General features: G+C 59.1%; 13 protein-coding genes and 1 tRNA gene. 5 read left to right on the plus strand and 9 right to left on the minus strand.

Features of this window, described 5'->3' with window-relative positions:
• Positions 1–240 precede the first annotated feature (240 nt).
• On the plus strand, positions 241–2,187 hold the full coding sequence (locus tag DAAHT2_RS04445) for a methyl-accepting chemotaxis protein (RefSeq protein WP_013163110.1): 1,947 nt from the start codon (positions 241–243) through the stop codon (positions 2,185–2,187).
• Positions 2,188–2,442: 255 nt separating this feature from the next.
• Here DAAHT2_RS04445 and DAAHT2_RS04450 read toward each other — a convergent pair whose 3' ends face one another.
• On the minus strand, positions 2,443–4,047 hold the full coding sequence (locus DAAHT2_RS04450) for a leucyl aminopeptidase (protein WP_013163111.1): 1,605 nt from the start codon (positions 4,045–4,047) through the stop codon (positions 2,443–2,445).
• Positions 4,048–4,255: 208 nt separating this feature from the next.
• On the opposite strand from DAAHT2_RS04450, the gene DAAHT2_RS04455 reads away from it, so the two are divergent.
• Positions 4,256–5,311 carry a hemolysin family protein gene (locus tag DAAHT2_RS04455; RefSeq protein WP_013163112.1) on the plus strand — a complete coding sequence of 352 codons (1,056 nt, stop codon included), beginning with the start codon at positions 4,256–4,258 and terminating at the stop codon, positions 5,309–5,311.
• 198 nt (positions 5,312–5,509) lie between these two features.
• On the opposite strand, the gene DAAHT2_RS04460 is transcribed toward DAAHT2_RS04455, so the two are convergent.
• From DAAHT2_RS04460 to DAAHT2_RS04495, 8 genes are all read right to left on the minus strand, one after another.
• Entirely contained in the window at positions 5,510–6,868 is a 1,359-nt protein-coding gene (locus DAAHT2_RS04460) for a 4Fe-4S binding protein (RefSeq protein ID WP_013163113.1), read from the minus strand.
• A 2-nt stretch (positions 6,869–6,870) separates the two neighbouring features.
• The gene (locus DAAHT2_RS04465) at positions 6,871–7,989 is read right to left on the minus strand and encodes a trypsin-like peptidase domain-containing protein (RefSeq protein ID WP_013163114.1); all 1,119 of its coding nucleotides are present in this window, start codon (positions 7,987–7,989) and stop codon (positions 6,871–6,873) included.
• A gap of 3 nt (positions 7,990–7,992) precedes the next feature.
• The gene (gene mgtE / locus DAAHT2_RS04470) at positions 7,993–9,378 is read right to left on the minus strand and encodes a magnesium transporter (protein WP_013163115.1); all 1,386 of its coding nucleotides are present in this window, start codon (positions 9,376–9,378) and stop codon (positions 7,993–7,995) included.
• A 185-nt stretch (positions 9,379–9,563) separates the two neighbouring features.
• Positions 9,564–9,860 carry a hypothetical protein gene (locus DAAHT2_RS04475; protein ID WP_013163116.1) on the minus strand — a complete coding sequence of 99 codons (297 nt, stop codon included), beginning with the start codon at positions 9,858–9,860 and terminating at the stop codon, positions 9,564–9,566.
• Between the two features lie 77 nt (positions 9,861–9,937).
• A tRNA-Met gene (locus tag DAAHT2_RS04480) sits at positions 9,938–10,014 on the minus strand.
• 37 nt (positions 10,015–10,051) lie between these two features.
• Positions 10,052–10,489 (minus strand): acyl-CoA thioesterase, encoded by a 438-nt coding sequence (locus DAAHT2_RS04485; RefSeq protein ID WP_013163117.1) that lies wholly within the window; start codon positions 10,487–10,489, stop codon positions 10,052–10,054.
• A 116-nt stretch (positions 10,490–10,605) separates the two neighbouring features.
• On the minus strand, positions 10,606–11,847 hold the full coding sequence (locus tag DAAHT2_RS04490) for a cofactor-independent phosphoglycerate mutase (protein ID WP_013163118.1): 1,242 nt from the start codon (positions 11,845–11,847) through the stop codon (positions 10,606–10,608).
• 26 nt (positions 11,848–11,873) lie between these two features.
• Positions 11,874–13,178 carry a homoserine dehydrogenase gene (locus tag DAAHT2_RS04495; RefSeq protein ID WP_013163119.1) on the minus strand — a complete coding sequence of 435 codons (1,305 nt, stop codon included), beginning with the start codon at positions 13,176–13,178 and terminating at the stop codon, positions 11,874–11,876.
• 434 nt (positions 13,179–13,612) lie between these two features.
• On the opposite strand from DAAHT2_RS04495, the gene tolQ reads away from it, so the two are divergent.
• The 3 genes from tolQ to DAAHT2_RS04510 all read left to right on the plus strand — a co-directional run bounded on the left by tolQ (position 13,613) and on the right by DAAHT2_RS04510 (position 15,817).
• The gene (tolQ, locus tag DAAHT2_RS04500) at positions 13,613–14,317 is read left to right on the plus strand and encodes a protein TolQ (RefSeq protein WP_013163120.1); all 705 of its coding nucleotides are present in this window, start codon (positions 13,613–13,615) and stop codon (positions 14,315–14,317) included.
• 3 nt (positions 14,318–14,320) lie between these two features.
• Complete coding sequence (gene tolR, locus DAAHT2_RS04505; RefSeq protein ID WP_013163121.1) at positions 14,321–14,746, plus strand: protein TolR; 426 nt, start codon at positions 14,321–14,323, stop codon at positions 14,744–14,746.
• A gap of 111 nt (positions 14,747–14,857) precedes the next feature.
• Entirely contained in the window at positions 14,858–15,817 is a 960-nt protein-coding gene (locus DAAHT2_RS04510; RefSeq protein ID WP_013163122.1) for an energy transducer TonB, read from the plus strand.
• Positions 15,818–15,831 lie beyond the last annotated feature (14 nt).

Below are 15,831 nucleotides of genomic sequence, written 5' to 3' on the forward strand. Positions count from 1 at the left end.
CCCGTTTTTAAACAGTCTGTTTTGCCGCCGACCGACCCCGGCCAATTCCGCCATCTGCAGTCTCTGGTGGTCAGGAAAGGACGTTAATTTAGGTTTGTAGTTTTCAACCATCCTATGGTATGGTTGCCGGATGTAAAGACACTGCCGCCACCTGGGGCCTATTGCCACATGGTGTCAGCCGCACCGGCTGCCTGAGCGCGAGCCACCGCACGACTTTTTTCATGCTGCAAGGAGGGATGAATGGGGTTCATCAACAGTCTTACCATCCAGAAGCGGCTGGTACTCGTACTGGCCATACCACTGCTTTTTTTATCTTTCATCCTCATCAGTGAGGCGAGAAACAACTTCCTTGACCTGCGGCAGGCCAGAACAACGCTGAACATCGCCGATATCGCCATCCATACCGCCAACCTGGCCCATGGGCTCCAGGATGAGCGCACCTATTCCGATGCCTATCTTGGGAGCCGGGGCCAACAGAGGGGCAACGAGCTGGCTAGCACCCGGGCGACCATTGACCGCTCCTTGGCTGAGTTGCGGGAACACCTTGCTGCCACCGGAGCCGACCGGCATGTACCGGAACTGCAAACCCAGGTCCGCCAAGCTCTCAACGCGCTGGGCCGACTGCCGGAACTCCGCCGGCAGGTGGATAATTTTAGCATCGGCGGCGGCGACTCTTTTGTCGCCTACGCCGAGATCCTGGCTGAGGTACGAGCAACCTTGCAGGTGGTCTCGCAGGTTATCCCCAACCAGGAATTGATGCGCCTGATCGCCGCGCATTACAACTTCCTGGAATTCGTCATGCGCCTTAACGGCGAACGGTTGCTGATGGCCAACACCTTTGCGGCCAATGAGTTCGCCCCCCTGGCCTTTATGCGTTTTGCCGAAAGCCTGGCCGAGCAGAGGGTTTACCTGGAGAGTTTTGAAACCCTGGCCGACCCGGAAATTCGCCAGTACTACCAGGACCAGATGAACGCCCCTGCCGTCACCCGAGTTGCCGATCTGCGGCAGGTGGCCATCGACCACCGTTTCGGGGGTGGCTTCAACGTCGACCCCAACCGCTGGCTACAGGCCGTCAACGGCAAGCTAGACCTGATGAGCCAGGTCGAAGGGCGATTGATTGATAATTACCTGGAGCACGGCGCCGCCTACCGCTCGCAAAGCCTGACCCAGTTGATCAGCAAACTGGGTTTCGGCTTTGTGATCTGGTGGTCCACCGCCATCGTCGGCGCGGTGGTGATCATCAACCTGGTTCGCGCCTTCAAATCCATTTCCAGCGAGATCGGCGACGGCACCATCCAGGTTAACTCGGCGGCCCATCAACTGGCCGCCACCAGCCAGATGGTGGCCGACAGCTCGTCACGGCAGGCGGCGGCGGTGGAGCAAACCTCCGCCTCCATGGAAGAGATGAGTGCAATGATCAACCGCGATGCCGACAACGCCCTGCAGGCGGATGCCCTGATGCGGGAGGCCAACGACGTCTTGAGCAGGGCCGACGGCTCGATGAAAAAGTTGATTGAGTCGATGAACGAAATCAGCAGCGCCTCCCTGGAAACCCAAAAAATCGTTAAAACCATCGACGAGATCGCCTTTCAAACCAACCTGCTGGCCTTGAACGCCGCCGTGGAAGCGGCCCGGGCCGGCGAGGCCGGCGCCGGCTTTGCAGTGGTGGCCGACGAGGTGCGGAACCTAGCCATGCGGGCCGCCGAAGCGGCCCAGAACACCTCCTCCCTGATCGAGGGGACCGTCCAGAAGGTCCAAGGCGGCACCACCCTGGTGGACGAAACCGGGGGTTCCTTTACCGCCGCCCGGGAGGCAGTGCAGAAAATTGCCATCCTGCTGGCGGAAATCGCCACCGCCTCCCGGGAAGAGGCCGACGCCGCCAAGCAGGTTAACGAGGCCATCAGCCACATCGACAGCGCTACCCAGGAAAACGCCGCTTCCGCTGAAGAAACTGCCTCGGCGGCCAACGAACTGTCCAGCCAGGCCGAATCCATTCAGCAGCGGGTGGCCGAACTGATGGCCATGGTGGGCAAGGAGATTGAGACAACGTATGAAGACCGCAGCCTGAAGAGGCCGTCATCGGCACCCCCAAGGGAACCGAGCCGAGCGGCCCTGCCGGCCCAAAAACAAGAGGCCAAACCAAAACCACCGCCCAAACAGGAATTGGAACCTTTTGACGATTTTTAACCGCATCCCACGGATGCGCTAACCTGAACAGCACCAAACAAAAGCGACCACCGGGCTCCACAATAGCCCGCGTGGTCGCTTTTGTTTATTCCACCACGGTGAAACAAGGTAAACGTTCGGCAGAGAGTACTAACCTGCCGGCCTATCAGGCCGTAAACGTTCAGCAGTGCCGCAGGTTCGGGCAAGCAGCCAGGCGCAGCGTACATCAGTACGTAAGCCTGGCTGCTTGCCCGAAGATGCGGTGCTGCTGAACGTTTACCGCCAGTGCCGGATCAGTTCTACCAGGGTCCGCACCCCGAATCCTGATGGCCCTTTGGGAACGTAAGATTTCTCGGTGTAATTCCAGGCCGTGCCGGCGATATCCAGGTGCACCCAGGGCGTTTGACCGACAAACTCCTCCAAAAACACCGCCCCTAAAATGGTGCCGGCGTCACGCTTGTCGACATTTTTCAGGTCCGCCACCTTTGATTTAAGCTGCTTGCGGTACTCCTGGCCCAAGGGCAGGCGCCAGAGCGGCTCTCCAGCCCGCTCTCCGGCTTCCAGCAGCCGGCAGCACAACTCATCATCGTTGCCCAGCAACCCGGCCCGATGATGCCCCAGGGCCACAATCACCGCCCCGGTAAGGGTGGCCAGGTCGATCACCGCCGCGGGCTTGAACTTCTCTACCCCGTAAGCCAGCGCATCGGCCAGCAACAGGCGCCCTTCGGCATCGGTGTTGATCACCTCCACGGTTTTTCCGCCGTACTGGCGGATAATATCCCCCGGCTTTACCGCGGCCGGGCCGGGCAGGTTTTCTGCGGCCGGAATCATGGCCACGATATTGATCCCTTTCGGCTGTTCCCGCGCCACCACAGCCATGGCGGCCAGCACCGCCGCCCCGCCGCACATGTCGTATTTCATCTCTTCCATGCCGCTGCCGGGCTTTAAAGAAATTCCCCCGGAGTCAAAGGTCAGCCCTTTGCCCACCAGCAGCAGCGTGGGAATCGTCTTCCCGGCCTGCTCTCCGCCGCTTTGCCGGGCGGCGGACGTTGGCTGGCCATGATACTCCAAGACCACCAAACTGGGCGGCTGCTCGGAGCCCTGAGAGACCGCCAGAATCCCCCCCATGCCAAGTTTTTCCATGGCCTGGCGATCTAAAACCGTTGCTTTCAGACCCTGTTTTCTGGCCATTTGGCGGGCCTGCCGGGCAAAGTCGGTTGGCGTCCAGCCGTTGCCCGGTTCATTGGCCATGTCCCTGGCCAGACAAACCGCCGCGGCCAGTTCCGCCGCCTGCTTGACAGTCTTAGCTATTCCTCGGGGGCCTTTAAATATGAGGCGCCGCAGATTCGGCTCACTATCTTCGGTACCAGCTGCCGAGGCCTTGTCGGCCCCGTTTGAGGAGGGTGCTGTTGCGGCCGAGCGGTATTTGCCAAATCGATAAGCGGCCAGCAGCATTCCTTCACACAAAGGGGCGGCAATCTCCGTGGCCGTCTCTTCCATCTCTTCGGGCAGCAGGACCGTGGTTGCAACGGTCCGGGTTTTGAGCAAAGCGGCCATGGCAGTTCCCCCCGCCTGCCGCCAACTTTCAGCACCGGGCCGCAACTCCCCCAGCCCAACCAAGACCACCCTTTGCAATTTGCCGTCTGCCGCTAAGCCGGCAGGATAACAGACCAGCACCTGATCTTTCTTACCGCTAAAATCGCCGCTTAGATAAGCGCCGGCAACACATTCGGGCACCCCCTGACAATCCTGGGTTGCAGGCGGACCCTGGCCGTCACCGCCCCTGACGAAACAGAGCAGGGTGTCGCCTTCAATGGTCGCCGCAGCACTGGTTTTTACGGTTATTTGCCGTTCATTATGATCTTTTCCTTGCTTGCTCATTACTATCCTTAGCTGATTAAAGTTAACGTAATGGTTCACGTTTACGGACCGTTATATCAGCAGGTTAATACCCCTGATAAACGTTTACGATTATCCTGGAATCTTGCCGGTAAGCCCGGTAATATCGGGCCAACTGTTTTCCGGAGTCATTAGCAGTCCGTTGGCGACGGGCTGTTAAAACTCGTATTGCCTTTTTAACTGGAGGTTCATGGTGCTAACCCAGCTAATACTTGCCGTTGGTTTTGCCGTGGTGGTATCGGCCCTGTGCAGTATTTTTGAAGCGGTCCTTTACTCGGTACCTTTAAGCCGGGTGGAACTGCTGGCCCAGAAACGACCCTATGTGGGCAACATTTTAAAAAAACTCAAGCAGGATGTCCACCGGCCCATCACCGCCATTTTAACCTTGAATACCATCGCCAACACCGCGGGCGCCGCCGTGGCGGGAGCCGCCGCCGCCGTGGTCTTTGGCGAACAGCACCTGACCATTTTCTTTGCCGCTTTCACCGTCAGCATCCTGCTGTTTTCTGAAATTATCCCCAAAACCCTGGGGGTCAGCTACAGCAAGCTGCTTGCCCCCTGGGTGGCCCTGCCCCTGCACTGGCTGGTGAAGCTGCTGGCCCCGGCAGTGTGGGTGATCCATTTGATTACCCGCCGGCTGGGCAGCGGTCAGAGCCAGGAGGTGCTGGTTTCTGCCAAGGAGGTAGCGGCATTTGCCGCCATCAGTCAGCAGACCGGCGCCATCGACGCCCAGGAGGCCAGTGTGATCACCAATATCCTTGAACTGCGCCACCAAAGAGTGCGGGACGCCATGACCCCGCGCACTGTCACCTTCATCCTGGATGCCGAACTCACCGTCGGCGAGGCCCGGGAGTTTGAGAAAAAATGGAACTTTCACAGCCGGGTGCCGGTATACAGCGGCGAGATCGACAATATCGTGGGCATGGTCCTGCGCAAGGATGTCCTGCTGGCCGCCGCCGCCGATAAACATCAGGTGAAGCTGAAAGAGCTGATGCAACCGGTCCATTTCGTACCGGAATCGGCCCGGCTGACCAGGGTACTGCTGGACTTTTTCGAGTTGCGCCGCCATCTCTTCGTGGTGGTTGACGAGTACGGCGGTTTTACCGGGGTCATCAGCCTGGAAGACGTTATTGAAGAGATCGTCGGCCGGGAGATCATCGATGAGTCCGACCAGATCAAGGACATGCGGGAGTTGGCCAAACACAAACGGGAAACCTTTCTCCGGCAGCTCAACCGCCTGAAGTAAGATGTAACCGATCACGAAAAACCCCTGCGTGACCGCTTACTAAGTAACCGTTCACCAGGGGTACTAACCTACCGGTATAACGGGCCGTAAGCGAACAGCCGTGCCGCAGGTTCGGGCAAGCAGCCAGGCGCAGCGTACCCCCTGTACGTAAGCCTGGCTGTTCGCCCGAAGATGCGGTGCGGCTGAACGCTTACCTTACTAAAAGATCACCACCAGATAGGCCACCAGTAAGGCGATAATCAGCAGGTTGATGCCGATGAAGTTGCGAAAAGCGACCAACCCGGCAAAATCGCGCAGACAGAATTGCCACAAAATATAGCACCCGGCAATGGTGCCGTTGAGCATGAAAACGGCGGCCAACATCTGGACCGGGAAATCCGGCACGGTAAAATGCAGCCGCTCCAGCAGCGCCAGCCCGAACTGGCGCCCGGCGGTGGGAATAAAATCACCAACCCCGGCGGTGAAATAGTGCATCCGGTAAACCAGTTCCCCGGTAAACGACATGGGGATCAGGATCGGCACCATGGGCGAAAACTTGCCGAACATCGGGTCCTCGGTAATCCCGAACAGTCTGGAGCCGTAATGAATAATCCCCAGCACCACGGCAAATCCCAGCACCAGCAGCAGGCTGAACAGCACCGCATCCGACAGGCCAAAGGCCGCCTGCAGTTGGGTGTAGTTGGGAGTTTCCCGGAAAAAACGAGCCAGTTGGGAGCCGATCAGAAAGGGAACAATATAAGTGCAGGTGATGTAGCGCCCTTTGTTGCGAATCAACTCCGAATAGGGGTTGCGTAACAGAAACTGGGGCGAGTCGCGGTCGCAGGCGGGCAGGCAATGCCCGCAGACCAGGCAGTGCAGGTTGTTCTGCACGTTAAAGGCCCCAAGATACACCGGGCAGCCGCGCTTGCCGGGAGCCCCGCGCTTACAGGCAAAGGTGGTACAGCCCCGGCACTTGTCGTGATCGGGGCGGAATTCAGTGATCGCCAAGGTCGCCGCCGCACCGCTGATCCGACCCAGGGGGCAGAGATGCCGGCACCAGGCCTGACCGGAAAACAGCACCGACAACAATGATGCGCCAAAAACAATGGCCAGCAGGAAATAAGCGGTACCAAGCGGAGAGCGATCCAGGCCGCCGACAATTTCCGTCCAGATAATCAGGGCCAGCAGGAAAACCGAGCTGTAGACCCCGTATTTCTGCAGGAACCTGGGCACCGGCAAATTCAGGGTCCAACCCTTGTTCTGGAGAAAGACCCCCAGGCCGGGAAAGGGGCAGATTCCGCACCACATCCGACCAACAAAAAACCAGCTCAACACAATGGCCGGCCAGATCACCCCCCAGCTTAAAAATACCGCAATATTATTCTCGGGTTCCCGGGGGCCAAAAAGCCCCAGCAGCAGGATAAAGATAAAAAGCAGATCACTGGCGATCCGCATATAGGCATAATGATGCCTGGCAGCCAGAAAACGACGGATGCTGGGAAACATCCGAAACAGATCGAGCCGGTCCCGCTCATCGGCGGAAATCAGACTTTTCAGGGCCCTGGTCCACCAGTTCACCGTCAGTCAACCTCTTGCAGCACCACTTCCACCAGCTTCTCTTCGCCGTCGCGGATGATCATCAGTTCCACAACGTCCCCCACCCGGAAATTGTCGAGGACATTGCGCAAATCATCGAAGTTTGCCACTCGGCGCCCCGCCACCGACACAATGATGTCCCCCAGAATCAAATCTCGGCCAACCTGCCGGCTGCCCCGCAAACCGCTCTTTTCCGCCGCCCCGCCAGGTTGAATATTGACCACCAGAATACCATCAACGCCCAGGCGCCGGGCCAGTTGTTCGTGGGCCACGGTGATCCCCAGCCCGGGCTGGATCACCCGACCGTAGCGGATGATCTCCGGCACCACCCGGTTGACCACATCCACCGGGACGGCGAAACCGATCCCGGCACTGCCCCCGGAGGGGCTGAAAATGGCGGTATTAACCCCGATCAGGCGACCGGCGCTGTCAAGCAGCGGACCGCCGGAGTTGCCGGGGTTGATGGCCGCATCGGTCTGGATCACCCCCTGGATGGTCCGGCCGGTAACCGCCTTGATCTCCCGCCCCAGGGCGGAGACAATCCCCGAGGTCATGGTCTGATCAAGGCCGAAGGGGTTACCGATGGCAAAGACCTTCTGCCCCACCAGCAAATTGGCCGATTCCCCTACCGGCAGCGGCGCCAGTTTTTCCGGCGGGGCATCGATTTTCAGCACAGCGATATCCTTGTCCGGCGCCACGCCCACCACCCGGCCCGGCCAGGAGGTCTGATCGGCCAGGGTAACCTCGACCCGGCTGGCATCTTCAATGACATGGTAGTTGGTCACCACATGCCCTCGTTCATCCCAGATAAAACCGGAACCGGTTCCCCGGGGCAACTCATAAATATTGAGGGTAAAGAGGCTGCGACGCAACTCTATGGTGGTGATGAATAGAACCGCAGGCGAAGCTGACTGAAAAATTTCAATGGCCGTCTTTTCCGCCACCGCCAGATCACCCCGGGCGGTGACGGCCCGGGGTTCCACCGGCGGCAGGTGCGCCTCTCGTTCCTGAAAAAACCACCACCAGCCAGCGGCAATAACCACCAGCAGCAAAAGGATGGGCACCCGGCGGGCGGGTTTTTTACTTTGCGGGGCAGCGCTCATGACCTAGAGACCAAGCAGAACTTTGGCAATGACAAAATAACCGGTAACCCCGACGATATCCATGGTGGTGGTGATAAACGGCCCGGTGGCCACCGCCGCATCGACATTGAGGCGCCGCAGAATCAGAGGAATCGCCGCCCCGATACTGGCCGCCAAAGTCATCACCATAAAGATGGAAAGCCCGATCACCAGCCCCAGCAGTGCCGGTTCGGCATAGCCCAGCCAGGCCAGGATCCCCAGGAACAGTCCATACACCGTACCCAGGATCATCCCCACCCGCATCTCCTTGAAGATCACCCTGAACAGGGCTTCCATATTAACCCGGCCGGTGGCGATGCCGCGCACCACAATGGTACTGGACTGGGTGCCGATGTTGCCGCCCATCCCGGCCACCACCGGCATGAAAGCGGCCAAAGCCAGCACCTGCGCCAGCTCTTCTTCAAAGAGGGTGATAATCACCGCCGCGGCCACCCCGCCCAGCAGAGTGGCAAAGAGCCAGGGGGCCCGGGTTTTGGCGTTGGCCACCACCGGCTTGAGCAGAATCTCCTGGTCCTTGCCGGCACCGGCCATCTGCAGGAAATCTTCGGTGGCCTCATCGCGGATAACATCGATGATATCATCAACGGTGACGATCCCCAGCAGCTTGTAAGATGAGTCCACCACCGGCAGGGCCAGAAAGTTATACTGGGAAACCAGATGGGCCACCTCATGCTGCGGGGTGGTGGTGGAAACGGCGATCACGTTGGGATTCATCACGTTTTTCAACTGCCGGTAGGGAGGATGCAGCAGCAGTTCGCGCAGGGAAAGCACCCCGGCCAATTGCTGCTCATGGCCGTGGGTGATGTAAAGATAAAAAGAGGTCTCCGATTCCTCGCTGCGCTCTTGGACGTTTTTAATCGCCTCATCCACCGTCATCTCTTCATCAAAGGCCATGAAGTCCGGCGACATCAGGCCGCCGGCGGTCTCCGAGTCGTACTTGAGCAGCGCATCCACCTCTTCCCGGTCAGCCTTGCCCATGACCTGGCGGATGTCGTTGGCGATTTCCTCGGGCAGGGCTTCAAGCAGATCGGCGGCGTCATCTTTGTCCATCTCTTTGACGATGGCCGCCATGTACTGGGGGGTGAGTTCGCTGACCAGCTCCAGCATGATGGATTCATCAAGCTCGCTGATGAAATCCCCCACCATATCGGTCTGGGCGATGATATTGAAGATACTGCGTCGTTCGGCGGGAGTTAGGTGACGGAAGGTCCAGGCGATATCGGCGGGGTGGGTCTTTTTGAGCATCTTCAGGAGATGATCCACGGCATGGCGACGGTTCAACCGCCGGATGGTCTCCAGGATCACCCGCCCTTCGTTGCCAATCAGTTCTCGCTTGTGCCCTTTCCGCATGAACCGTTTCCCGTAGTTTCTCGATCCCGCCAGCTATAATTGCCGCTACTGCAGCCGGATTTATTCTTATATCGTGTCCCCTGTGGGGCGTCAATCCTGTAATCGTTCAGCAACACGGCACTGTACGGCGATCATACCTGCGGTAAACAATTACTCAATACTTCTCCTGGCCGCAAAAGGCAAAATCAGGCTGCGGGGGATTCCTGCAACCAGCGGCCAAGGATCTCGACAATCCGGCCGGCCTGATCCCGGCTGGAGATGTTGAACTTGGACTGCTGGCGGTATTGACCGTTCATCTTGCGGTAGCGGCGAATGGTGTACTGCTCGGGGCCATAGGCCTCTTTTTTCCGGTCCCACTGCTGGTAGCGAAAGATGATGGTGGTCCAGGCGCCCTTGCTGAGCACCTCCTTGTCCAGTTCCTTGACCAGCAGGACCCCATCCTCTTCGTAATTAATCGTGATATCGGATATTTCAGCAGACATAAAAAATTCCTTGGGAGTCACCAACAAAAAAAGGGTTCAGCAACGCAATCTGCCAAACCCTTAAGGATCATAAAAAGTGGTAGCGGGGGGAGGATTTGAACCTCCGACCTTCGGGTTATGAGCCCGACGAGCTACCGAACTGCTCCACCCCGCGTCGCATCTGTGCTATACTACCCCTTTTTGAAAAAAAGTCAAGGCGTGGCGGCGAGTTTTTGCAACCCGGCGAGAATTTCTGGCGGCAAGCGGGTCAGTTTGCCGCTCCGGTCCACGGCGGCGTGGGTGGTATAAGCCAAGGCCAGCAGGCGACCCTGTTCATTGCTGAGCCGGTAGTTGAAGCGGCAGGAGACGGCCTTTACTTCCACCAGGGAGGTTTCCACGGTGAGCAGATCGTCGTAACGGGCCGAGGCCTTGTAGCGAACCCGGCAATCCACCACCGGCAGAATGACCCCCTGCTCTTCCAGGCTGCGGTAGCTGACCACCTGCGCCCGCATCAACTCAGTCCGACCGGCCTCACAAAAACGCAGATAGTTGGCATAGTAGACTACACCGCCGGCGTCGGTATCACCGTAAAGCACCCGCAGGGCATGGCGATGCACCGGCTCCTGCAGGGCAAACTCGTCTTTCTGCATGGCAAAGTCTCTCTTTCAACCTTACGGTATTACTTAGCACCGGTGACCTGCCGGTGGTCCTGGCGACAGGCAGGCAGGTCGCCGGCTAAAGATCGGGGGCAACTGCAGCGGCAGATTTAGTCGTTGCCAAGCAGCAGGGAGAGAAATTCTCGGCCGTCGACCAGCAGTTCGGCGTCGGCGGCACTGCGTTCGCTGTAGTTGCCCCTGACCGGTTCCATCCAGCAGGACCCGTCGGCGCAGGCCGGGTCCCTGGCGTCCCGCTGCGAATCAAAGAGCAGGAAAGGCACCGGCAGATCGGCGTGGGTGCGGGTCGCCAAGGGAGTGAAATGATCCATGGTGACCACCAGCCGGAAAGCCTCACCGCTTCTTTGCAGCCCTTCCAACATGGGCCCCACCACCTTATGGTCAAAGTCGCTGATAGCCTGAAGCTTATCATCAAGCCTGCCCTGGTGAGAAACTTCGTCAGGGGCCTCGACATGCACAAAAACCAGGTCGTGGCGCTTCAAGGCCTCCAGGGCCGCCGCCACCTTGCCGGCATAGTTGGTGTCGAGATAGCCGGTAACCCCGGGTACATTGATAATCTCCATGCCGGCATAAACCCCGATGCCTTTCAAAAGATCGACGGCGGAAATCAAAGCGCCGCTAACCCCGAACTGCTCAGCTAAGGTGGCCATGGCCGGCGGCCGCCCCTCGCCCCAAAGCCAGATAGCATTGGCCGGGTTTTCACCGTTTTCACGGCGCCGCTGGTTGGCCGGGGCGGCAGCCAGCAGCTGGGCCGCCCGGCTGACCACTTCCCCCAGGCCCGGCACAGCCAGGTAACGGCGCCAGTACTCCCCCACTTCCCGGTCGCTGTGATCGTGGGGCGGTACGGTTTGCAAACCGGCGCACCCACGGCGCCAGACCAGCAGGTGGCGGTAACTGACCCCAGGGTAAAAACGGCAATAGTCGTCACCCAGTTCACGGTCCAGAAGGCCGATCAACTCCGCCGCCGTGGCGGTATCGATATGCCCGCCACTGTAGTCCACCATGCGCACCTGTCGATCATCCTGGCGCTCCAGAGTGACCAGGTTGCAGCGAAAGGCGATGGCATCCGGCGGCAGTTCCACCCCCATGCTGGCCGCCTCCAGCGGCGCCCGGCCGCTGTAACATTCCGCCGGCCGGTAGCCCAACAGCGAAAGGTTGGCCACATCGCTGCCCGGGGCAAACCCCGGCGGCACCGTCTGCAGGCGGAAAAGCCGGCCGCGCCCGGCCAGGAAGTCCATTACCGGGGTATCGGCAGCCTCGAGAGGGGTGCGGCCATCCAGGGACTCCAGGGGAAAATCCCCCATCCCGTCTCCTACCAGGATAATATATTTCATTGGGCCAACCGTTTTACGCTTATATTCTACTCATCTTCCATGATGCGAATCTTCACCGTGGGGGCGGCACATACCTCCAGGGCGTCGATTTCCTTCAAGGCCGCCCTTACCGCTTCTTCTTCCGCCTCGTAAGCCCGCATCATTACCGGCACCACACCCTTCTCTTCCCGGCCCTGCTGCAGCACCGACTGAATACTGATGCCATGACGGCCGAGAATACCGGTAATGGCCGACAGCACCCCGGGCTTGTCCTGGACCGTCACCCGAAAGTAATAGGGGCAACGCAGGCTGGCCAGCGGGGTAATGACCGCTTCCCGCAAATTCTCCGGCAGGTAGCTGAGACTGGGTACCCGGTTGATCGCCCCGTTTAAGATATTGCGGGCGATATCGACGATATCGGCCACCACCGCGCTGCCGGTGGGCATTTTGCCGGCCCCCTGACCGTAGAGCAAAACATCGTCCACCATGTCGCCGGTAAATTGAATGGCGTTGAAAGCCCCACCGATATTGGCCAGCAGTTCCTGGTTGGGCACCATGGTGGGATGGACCCGAGCCTCGAAGGAGTCTCCATGGTTACGGCTGATGGCCAGCAGTTTGATGCGGTAGCCAAACTCCCGGGCAAACTCGATATCGACCGGCTCAATATTGCTGATTCCTTCGGTGCTCACCTGGTCCAGCCGCAGATGCACCCCGTAGGCCATGCTCATCAGAATAACCAGCTTGTGGGCGGTGTCGATTCCTTCCACGTCGTAAGTTGGATCGGCCTCGGCATAACCATGAGCTTGGGCATCTTTGAGCACCGTATTGAAATCCAGGCCCTCGTCGGTCATCCGGTTTAAAATGTAGTTGGCGGTACCGTTCATAATCCCAATGATGGACTCGATCCTATTGGCCACCAGCCCTTCTTTCAATGCCTTGATCACCGGAATACCACCGCCGACACTGGCTTCAAAACCAACCTCCACGTTGGCCGCCGCAGCAGCAGCAAAAATCTCCCGGCCGTGCTGGGAGATCAGCGCCTTGTTAGCGGTCACCACATGCTTGCCGGCGGCAATGGCTTTCAAAATAAAGGTTTTGGCCGGTTCGATGCCGCCGATGAGTTCCACCACGATATCGATATCGGGAGCCGCCACCACCTCGTCGGCGTCCCGGGTCAACTCCACCTCGGCAAACTCCGGCGGCAACTGCTCAATGGCAATATCCGCCACCCTATGCAGGCGCACATCCGCCCCGGTTTTTCGCTGCAGCCTTTCTCTCTGCAGACGCAACACCTCGGCGGTGCCACTGCCCACCGTGCCAAAACCGATCAACCCAACCCTTATTTCCCGCATCTATATTTTTCCCTGTTGTTACGTTTACAGTTCGCTGAAAAAGCCATCCCTGGTTTTTTTACCCAAACGGTTGACCAAATAGATGGGCACGAAAAATTAAGCCCTTTAACGCCTAAATCCCGCAACCCGGCCGCTTAAACGGCTGTTCTGCGGCTCCATGGCCAAACAGGGTCAGAAATACCTTCTTTAGCCCCTGATGTCAAAACCTATTCCCCTGTCCAGGCATAAACCCAATTACAACGCCGAAGCTTTTCCAAGCTTGCCAAACAGCACGGATAATTTTGCTCCACTCCTCGGCAATCATTGACTTTGCTTGAGAACCGGATAAAATACGGCAGTTTGCACCACCCGCCTGTACCAGCTTAAACTGCAGAACTTACCCGGCTCCTTAACGCCGGCTGTCGGCAAATACCAAAAATCAAGGAAATATTCCCGTGGAGCTTAATGTTTTTACCATGTTTCTGGAGGCCGGACCGACCATCAAGGCCGTCATCCTCCTGCTGCTTGTTATGTCGCTTTACTCCTGGTTCATCGTCTTCCAGAAAGAAATCCTGTACCGCAAGGTACGGCAGGCCTCGGAAGAGTTCAAGGAGCAGTTCTGGAAGTGCCGTAACCTGGCCGAGGCCCACAAAACCGCCAAACAGGCAGAACTGGCCCCCGAGGCCATGATTTTTCGGGCCGCTTACCAGGAACTGCAGAAACTCAATAAGGCCCAGGGTGGCGAATTGCGCCTGGAACAGCGTCTGGCTGGCATGGAGCCCCTGAAAAGAGCGGCCGGCAAAGCCCGGGACGGGGAGATTGCCCAACTGGCCAGTTCACTGCCCTTTCTGGCCTCCACCGGCAGCGCCAGCCCCTTTATCGGGCTGTTCGGCACGGTTTGGGGCATCATGACCGCTTTCCATGAAATCGGGGTCCGGGGCTCAGCCTCGCTGGCCGTCGTGGCTCCCGGTATCTCCGAGGCCCTGGTGGTCACCGCCATGGGCCTGGCGGTGGCGATTCCCGCTGTGGTTTTTTACAATTATTACACCAACCGGCTGGCCCAGATAGAAGACAACTCCCAGGCCTTTGTTACCGATTTCATCAACCTTATCGAACGGGATTTCCTTACCCGTCCCCGAGGCACGGAGAAGCAGGAATAAACCATGGCTTTCGACCTTCCCCCGGGCGGCCGCCGGAGCCGTCAGATGATCAGCGGCATCAACGTCGTTCCCCTGGTGGATATCATGCTGGTGCTGCTGATCATCTTCATGATCACCGCCCCCATGATTACCCAAGGCGTGGATGTGGATCTGCCCGAGACCACCACCCAGCCCCTGCGCCAGTCCTCCGACCCAGTAATGATCACGGTGGGCAAAACCGGCGAGATCTATTTCGACGAAATCCAGGGCACCCGGGAGATCCTGCGGCAGCAGCTGGCCTCCCTGGCCCAGCGCCGGGGTACCGACCAGACCGTGCTATTGCGGGCCGACCGCGAGGTTCCCTATGGTTTGGTGGCGGCGGTGCTGGCCGATATCAAGGACGCGGGCTTCAATCAACTGGGCATGATCACCCAGCCGGAAGCGAATTAATCACCCCCAAAAGCAACCTGATCACCGTGCAACCATGGTAACCAATTACAATTCTCTTTCCAGCAAGCACGCACCGACCCCCCGGTGGAACTGCTGCGGCCAGGAAACCAGGTGAAACAGTTAGCGAACATAATCGCCCCCCAGCAACAATGGTTGATCCCCCTGCTTCTGACCGTGGGGGTCCACCTTATGGTGCTGCTGCCCACCATCCTGGCCCCGCAACTGGGTTTTTGGCAACGCCAGCGCCCGCCTGTCGATATCCAGACGGTCAGTCTGTTTGACATCGGCGACCTGGCCCCGACCCCGGCCGCTGCCCCTCCCGCCCCGGCAACCCCGACCATTGAGCCGGCAGCGCCAACACCGGCCCCGCCCCCCGAGGCCATCGCCATTCCCCCGGAGAGCACGCCGGAGCCCGCCGCCGCCCCCCGCGGTGAACCCCGCACCATCGCACCCCAGACCCCGACCAAGGTAGCCGTCCGGTCGGACCCTCCCCCGGCCCCGCTCTCCACCCGGCCCATCCGCACCAGGGCCGACGACGACGAACTGCGGCAGCTGAGGGAATATTACCAGCTGGAAGCCCAGGCCAGGGAAGCGCGACGCGATGCTGAAATCGCCCGGCAACGGGCTGTCGATGCGGTGCGGGAAAATATTCTTGCCCAGGCCACCCCCGCTGCCTCCCCCGACCAACGGGAAACTCCGACCCCACCGGCAGCGGCCAACACCACCGAACAAGCGGGCCAGGTCACCGCCCGGCGTGGCGCCCCCACCTCCCTGGATGCCGCCACCCGCGAATACCTGGTCCGGTTGCAACAGCACATTCAGGCTTACTGGACCCTGCCCAATCTGCCCAGTTGGGATGAGAATACAGTGGCGACCATCGTGATTACCATTCGCCGGGACGGCACGCTGGATAACGTAGCCTTTGAAAAACAATCGGAAAATATGTATTTTAACCAACTCGCCCGGAAGGCCATCGACGACGCTGCTCCCATGCCTGCTTTCCCTGCCGCCTTGAGAGACAGTGAGCTGGAGATCGGCTTTAATTTCAGGCCCGGAGCCGTTTCTTACTAAACCAGGAATACCGT

This window comes from Desulfurivibrio alkaliphilus AHT 2, assembly GCF_000092205.1.
GTDB classification, from domain to species: domain Bacteria; phylum Desulfobacterota; class Desulfobulbia; order Desulfobulbales; family Desulfurivibrionaceae; genus Desulfurivibrio; species Desulfurivibrio alkaliphilus.

What these genes read in the sequence shown, in the direction of transcription:
- DAAHT2_RS04485 (WP_013163117.1), bottom strand. Translation starts at nt 10,489, where the DNA reads ATGCAGAAAGACGAGTTTGCCCTGCAGGAGCCGGTGCATCGCCATGCC.
- DAAHT2_RS04450 (WP_013163111.1), bottom strand. Translation starts at nt 4,047, where the DNA reads ATGAGCAAGCAAGGAAAAGATCATAATGAACGGCAAATAACCGTAAAA.
- DAAHT2_RS04495 (WP_013163119.1), bottom strand. Translation starts at nt 13,178, where the DNA reads ATGCGGGAAATAAGGGTTGGGTTGATCGGTTTTGGCACGGTGGGCAGT.
- tolR (WP_013163121.1), top strand. Translation starts at nt 14,321, where the DNA reads ATGGCTTTCGACCTTCCCCCGGGCGGCCGCCGGAGCCGTCAGATGATC.
- DAAHT2_RS04465 (WP_013163114.1), bottom strand. Translation starts at nt 7,989, where the DNA reads ATGAGCGCTGCCCCGCAAAGTAAAAAACCCGCCCGCCGGGTGCCCATC.
- DAAHT2_RS04490 (WP_013163118.1), bottom strand. Translation starts at nt 11,847, where the DNA reads ATGAAATATATTATCCTGGTAGGAGACGGGATGGGGGATTTTCCCCTG.
- DAAHT2_RS04455 (WP_013163112.1), top strand. Translation starts at nt 4,256, where the DNA reads ATGGTGCTAACCCAGCTAATACTTGCCGTTGGTTTTGCCGTGGTGGTA.
- mgtE (WP_013163115.1), bottom strand. Translation starts at nt 9,378, where the DNA reads ATGCGGAAAGGGCACAAGCGAGAACTGATTGGCAACGAAGGGCGGGTG.
- DAAHT2_RS04445 (WP_013163110.1), top strand. Translation starts at nt 241, where the DNA reads ATGGGGTTCATCAACAGTCTTACCATCCAGAAGCGGCTGGTACTCGTA.
- DAAHT2_RS04475 (WP_013163116.1), bottom strand. Translation starts at nt 9,860, where the DNA reads ATGTCTGCTGAAATATCCGATATCACGATTAATTACGAAGAGGATGGG.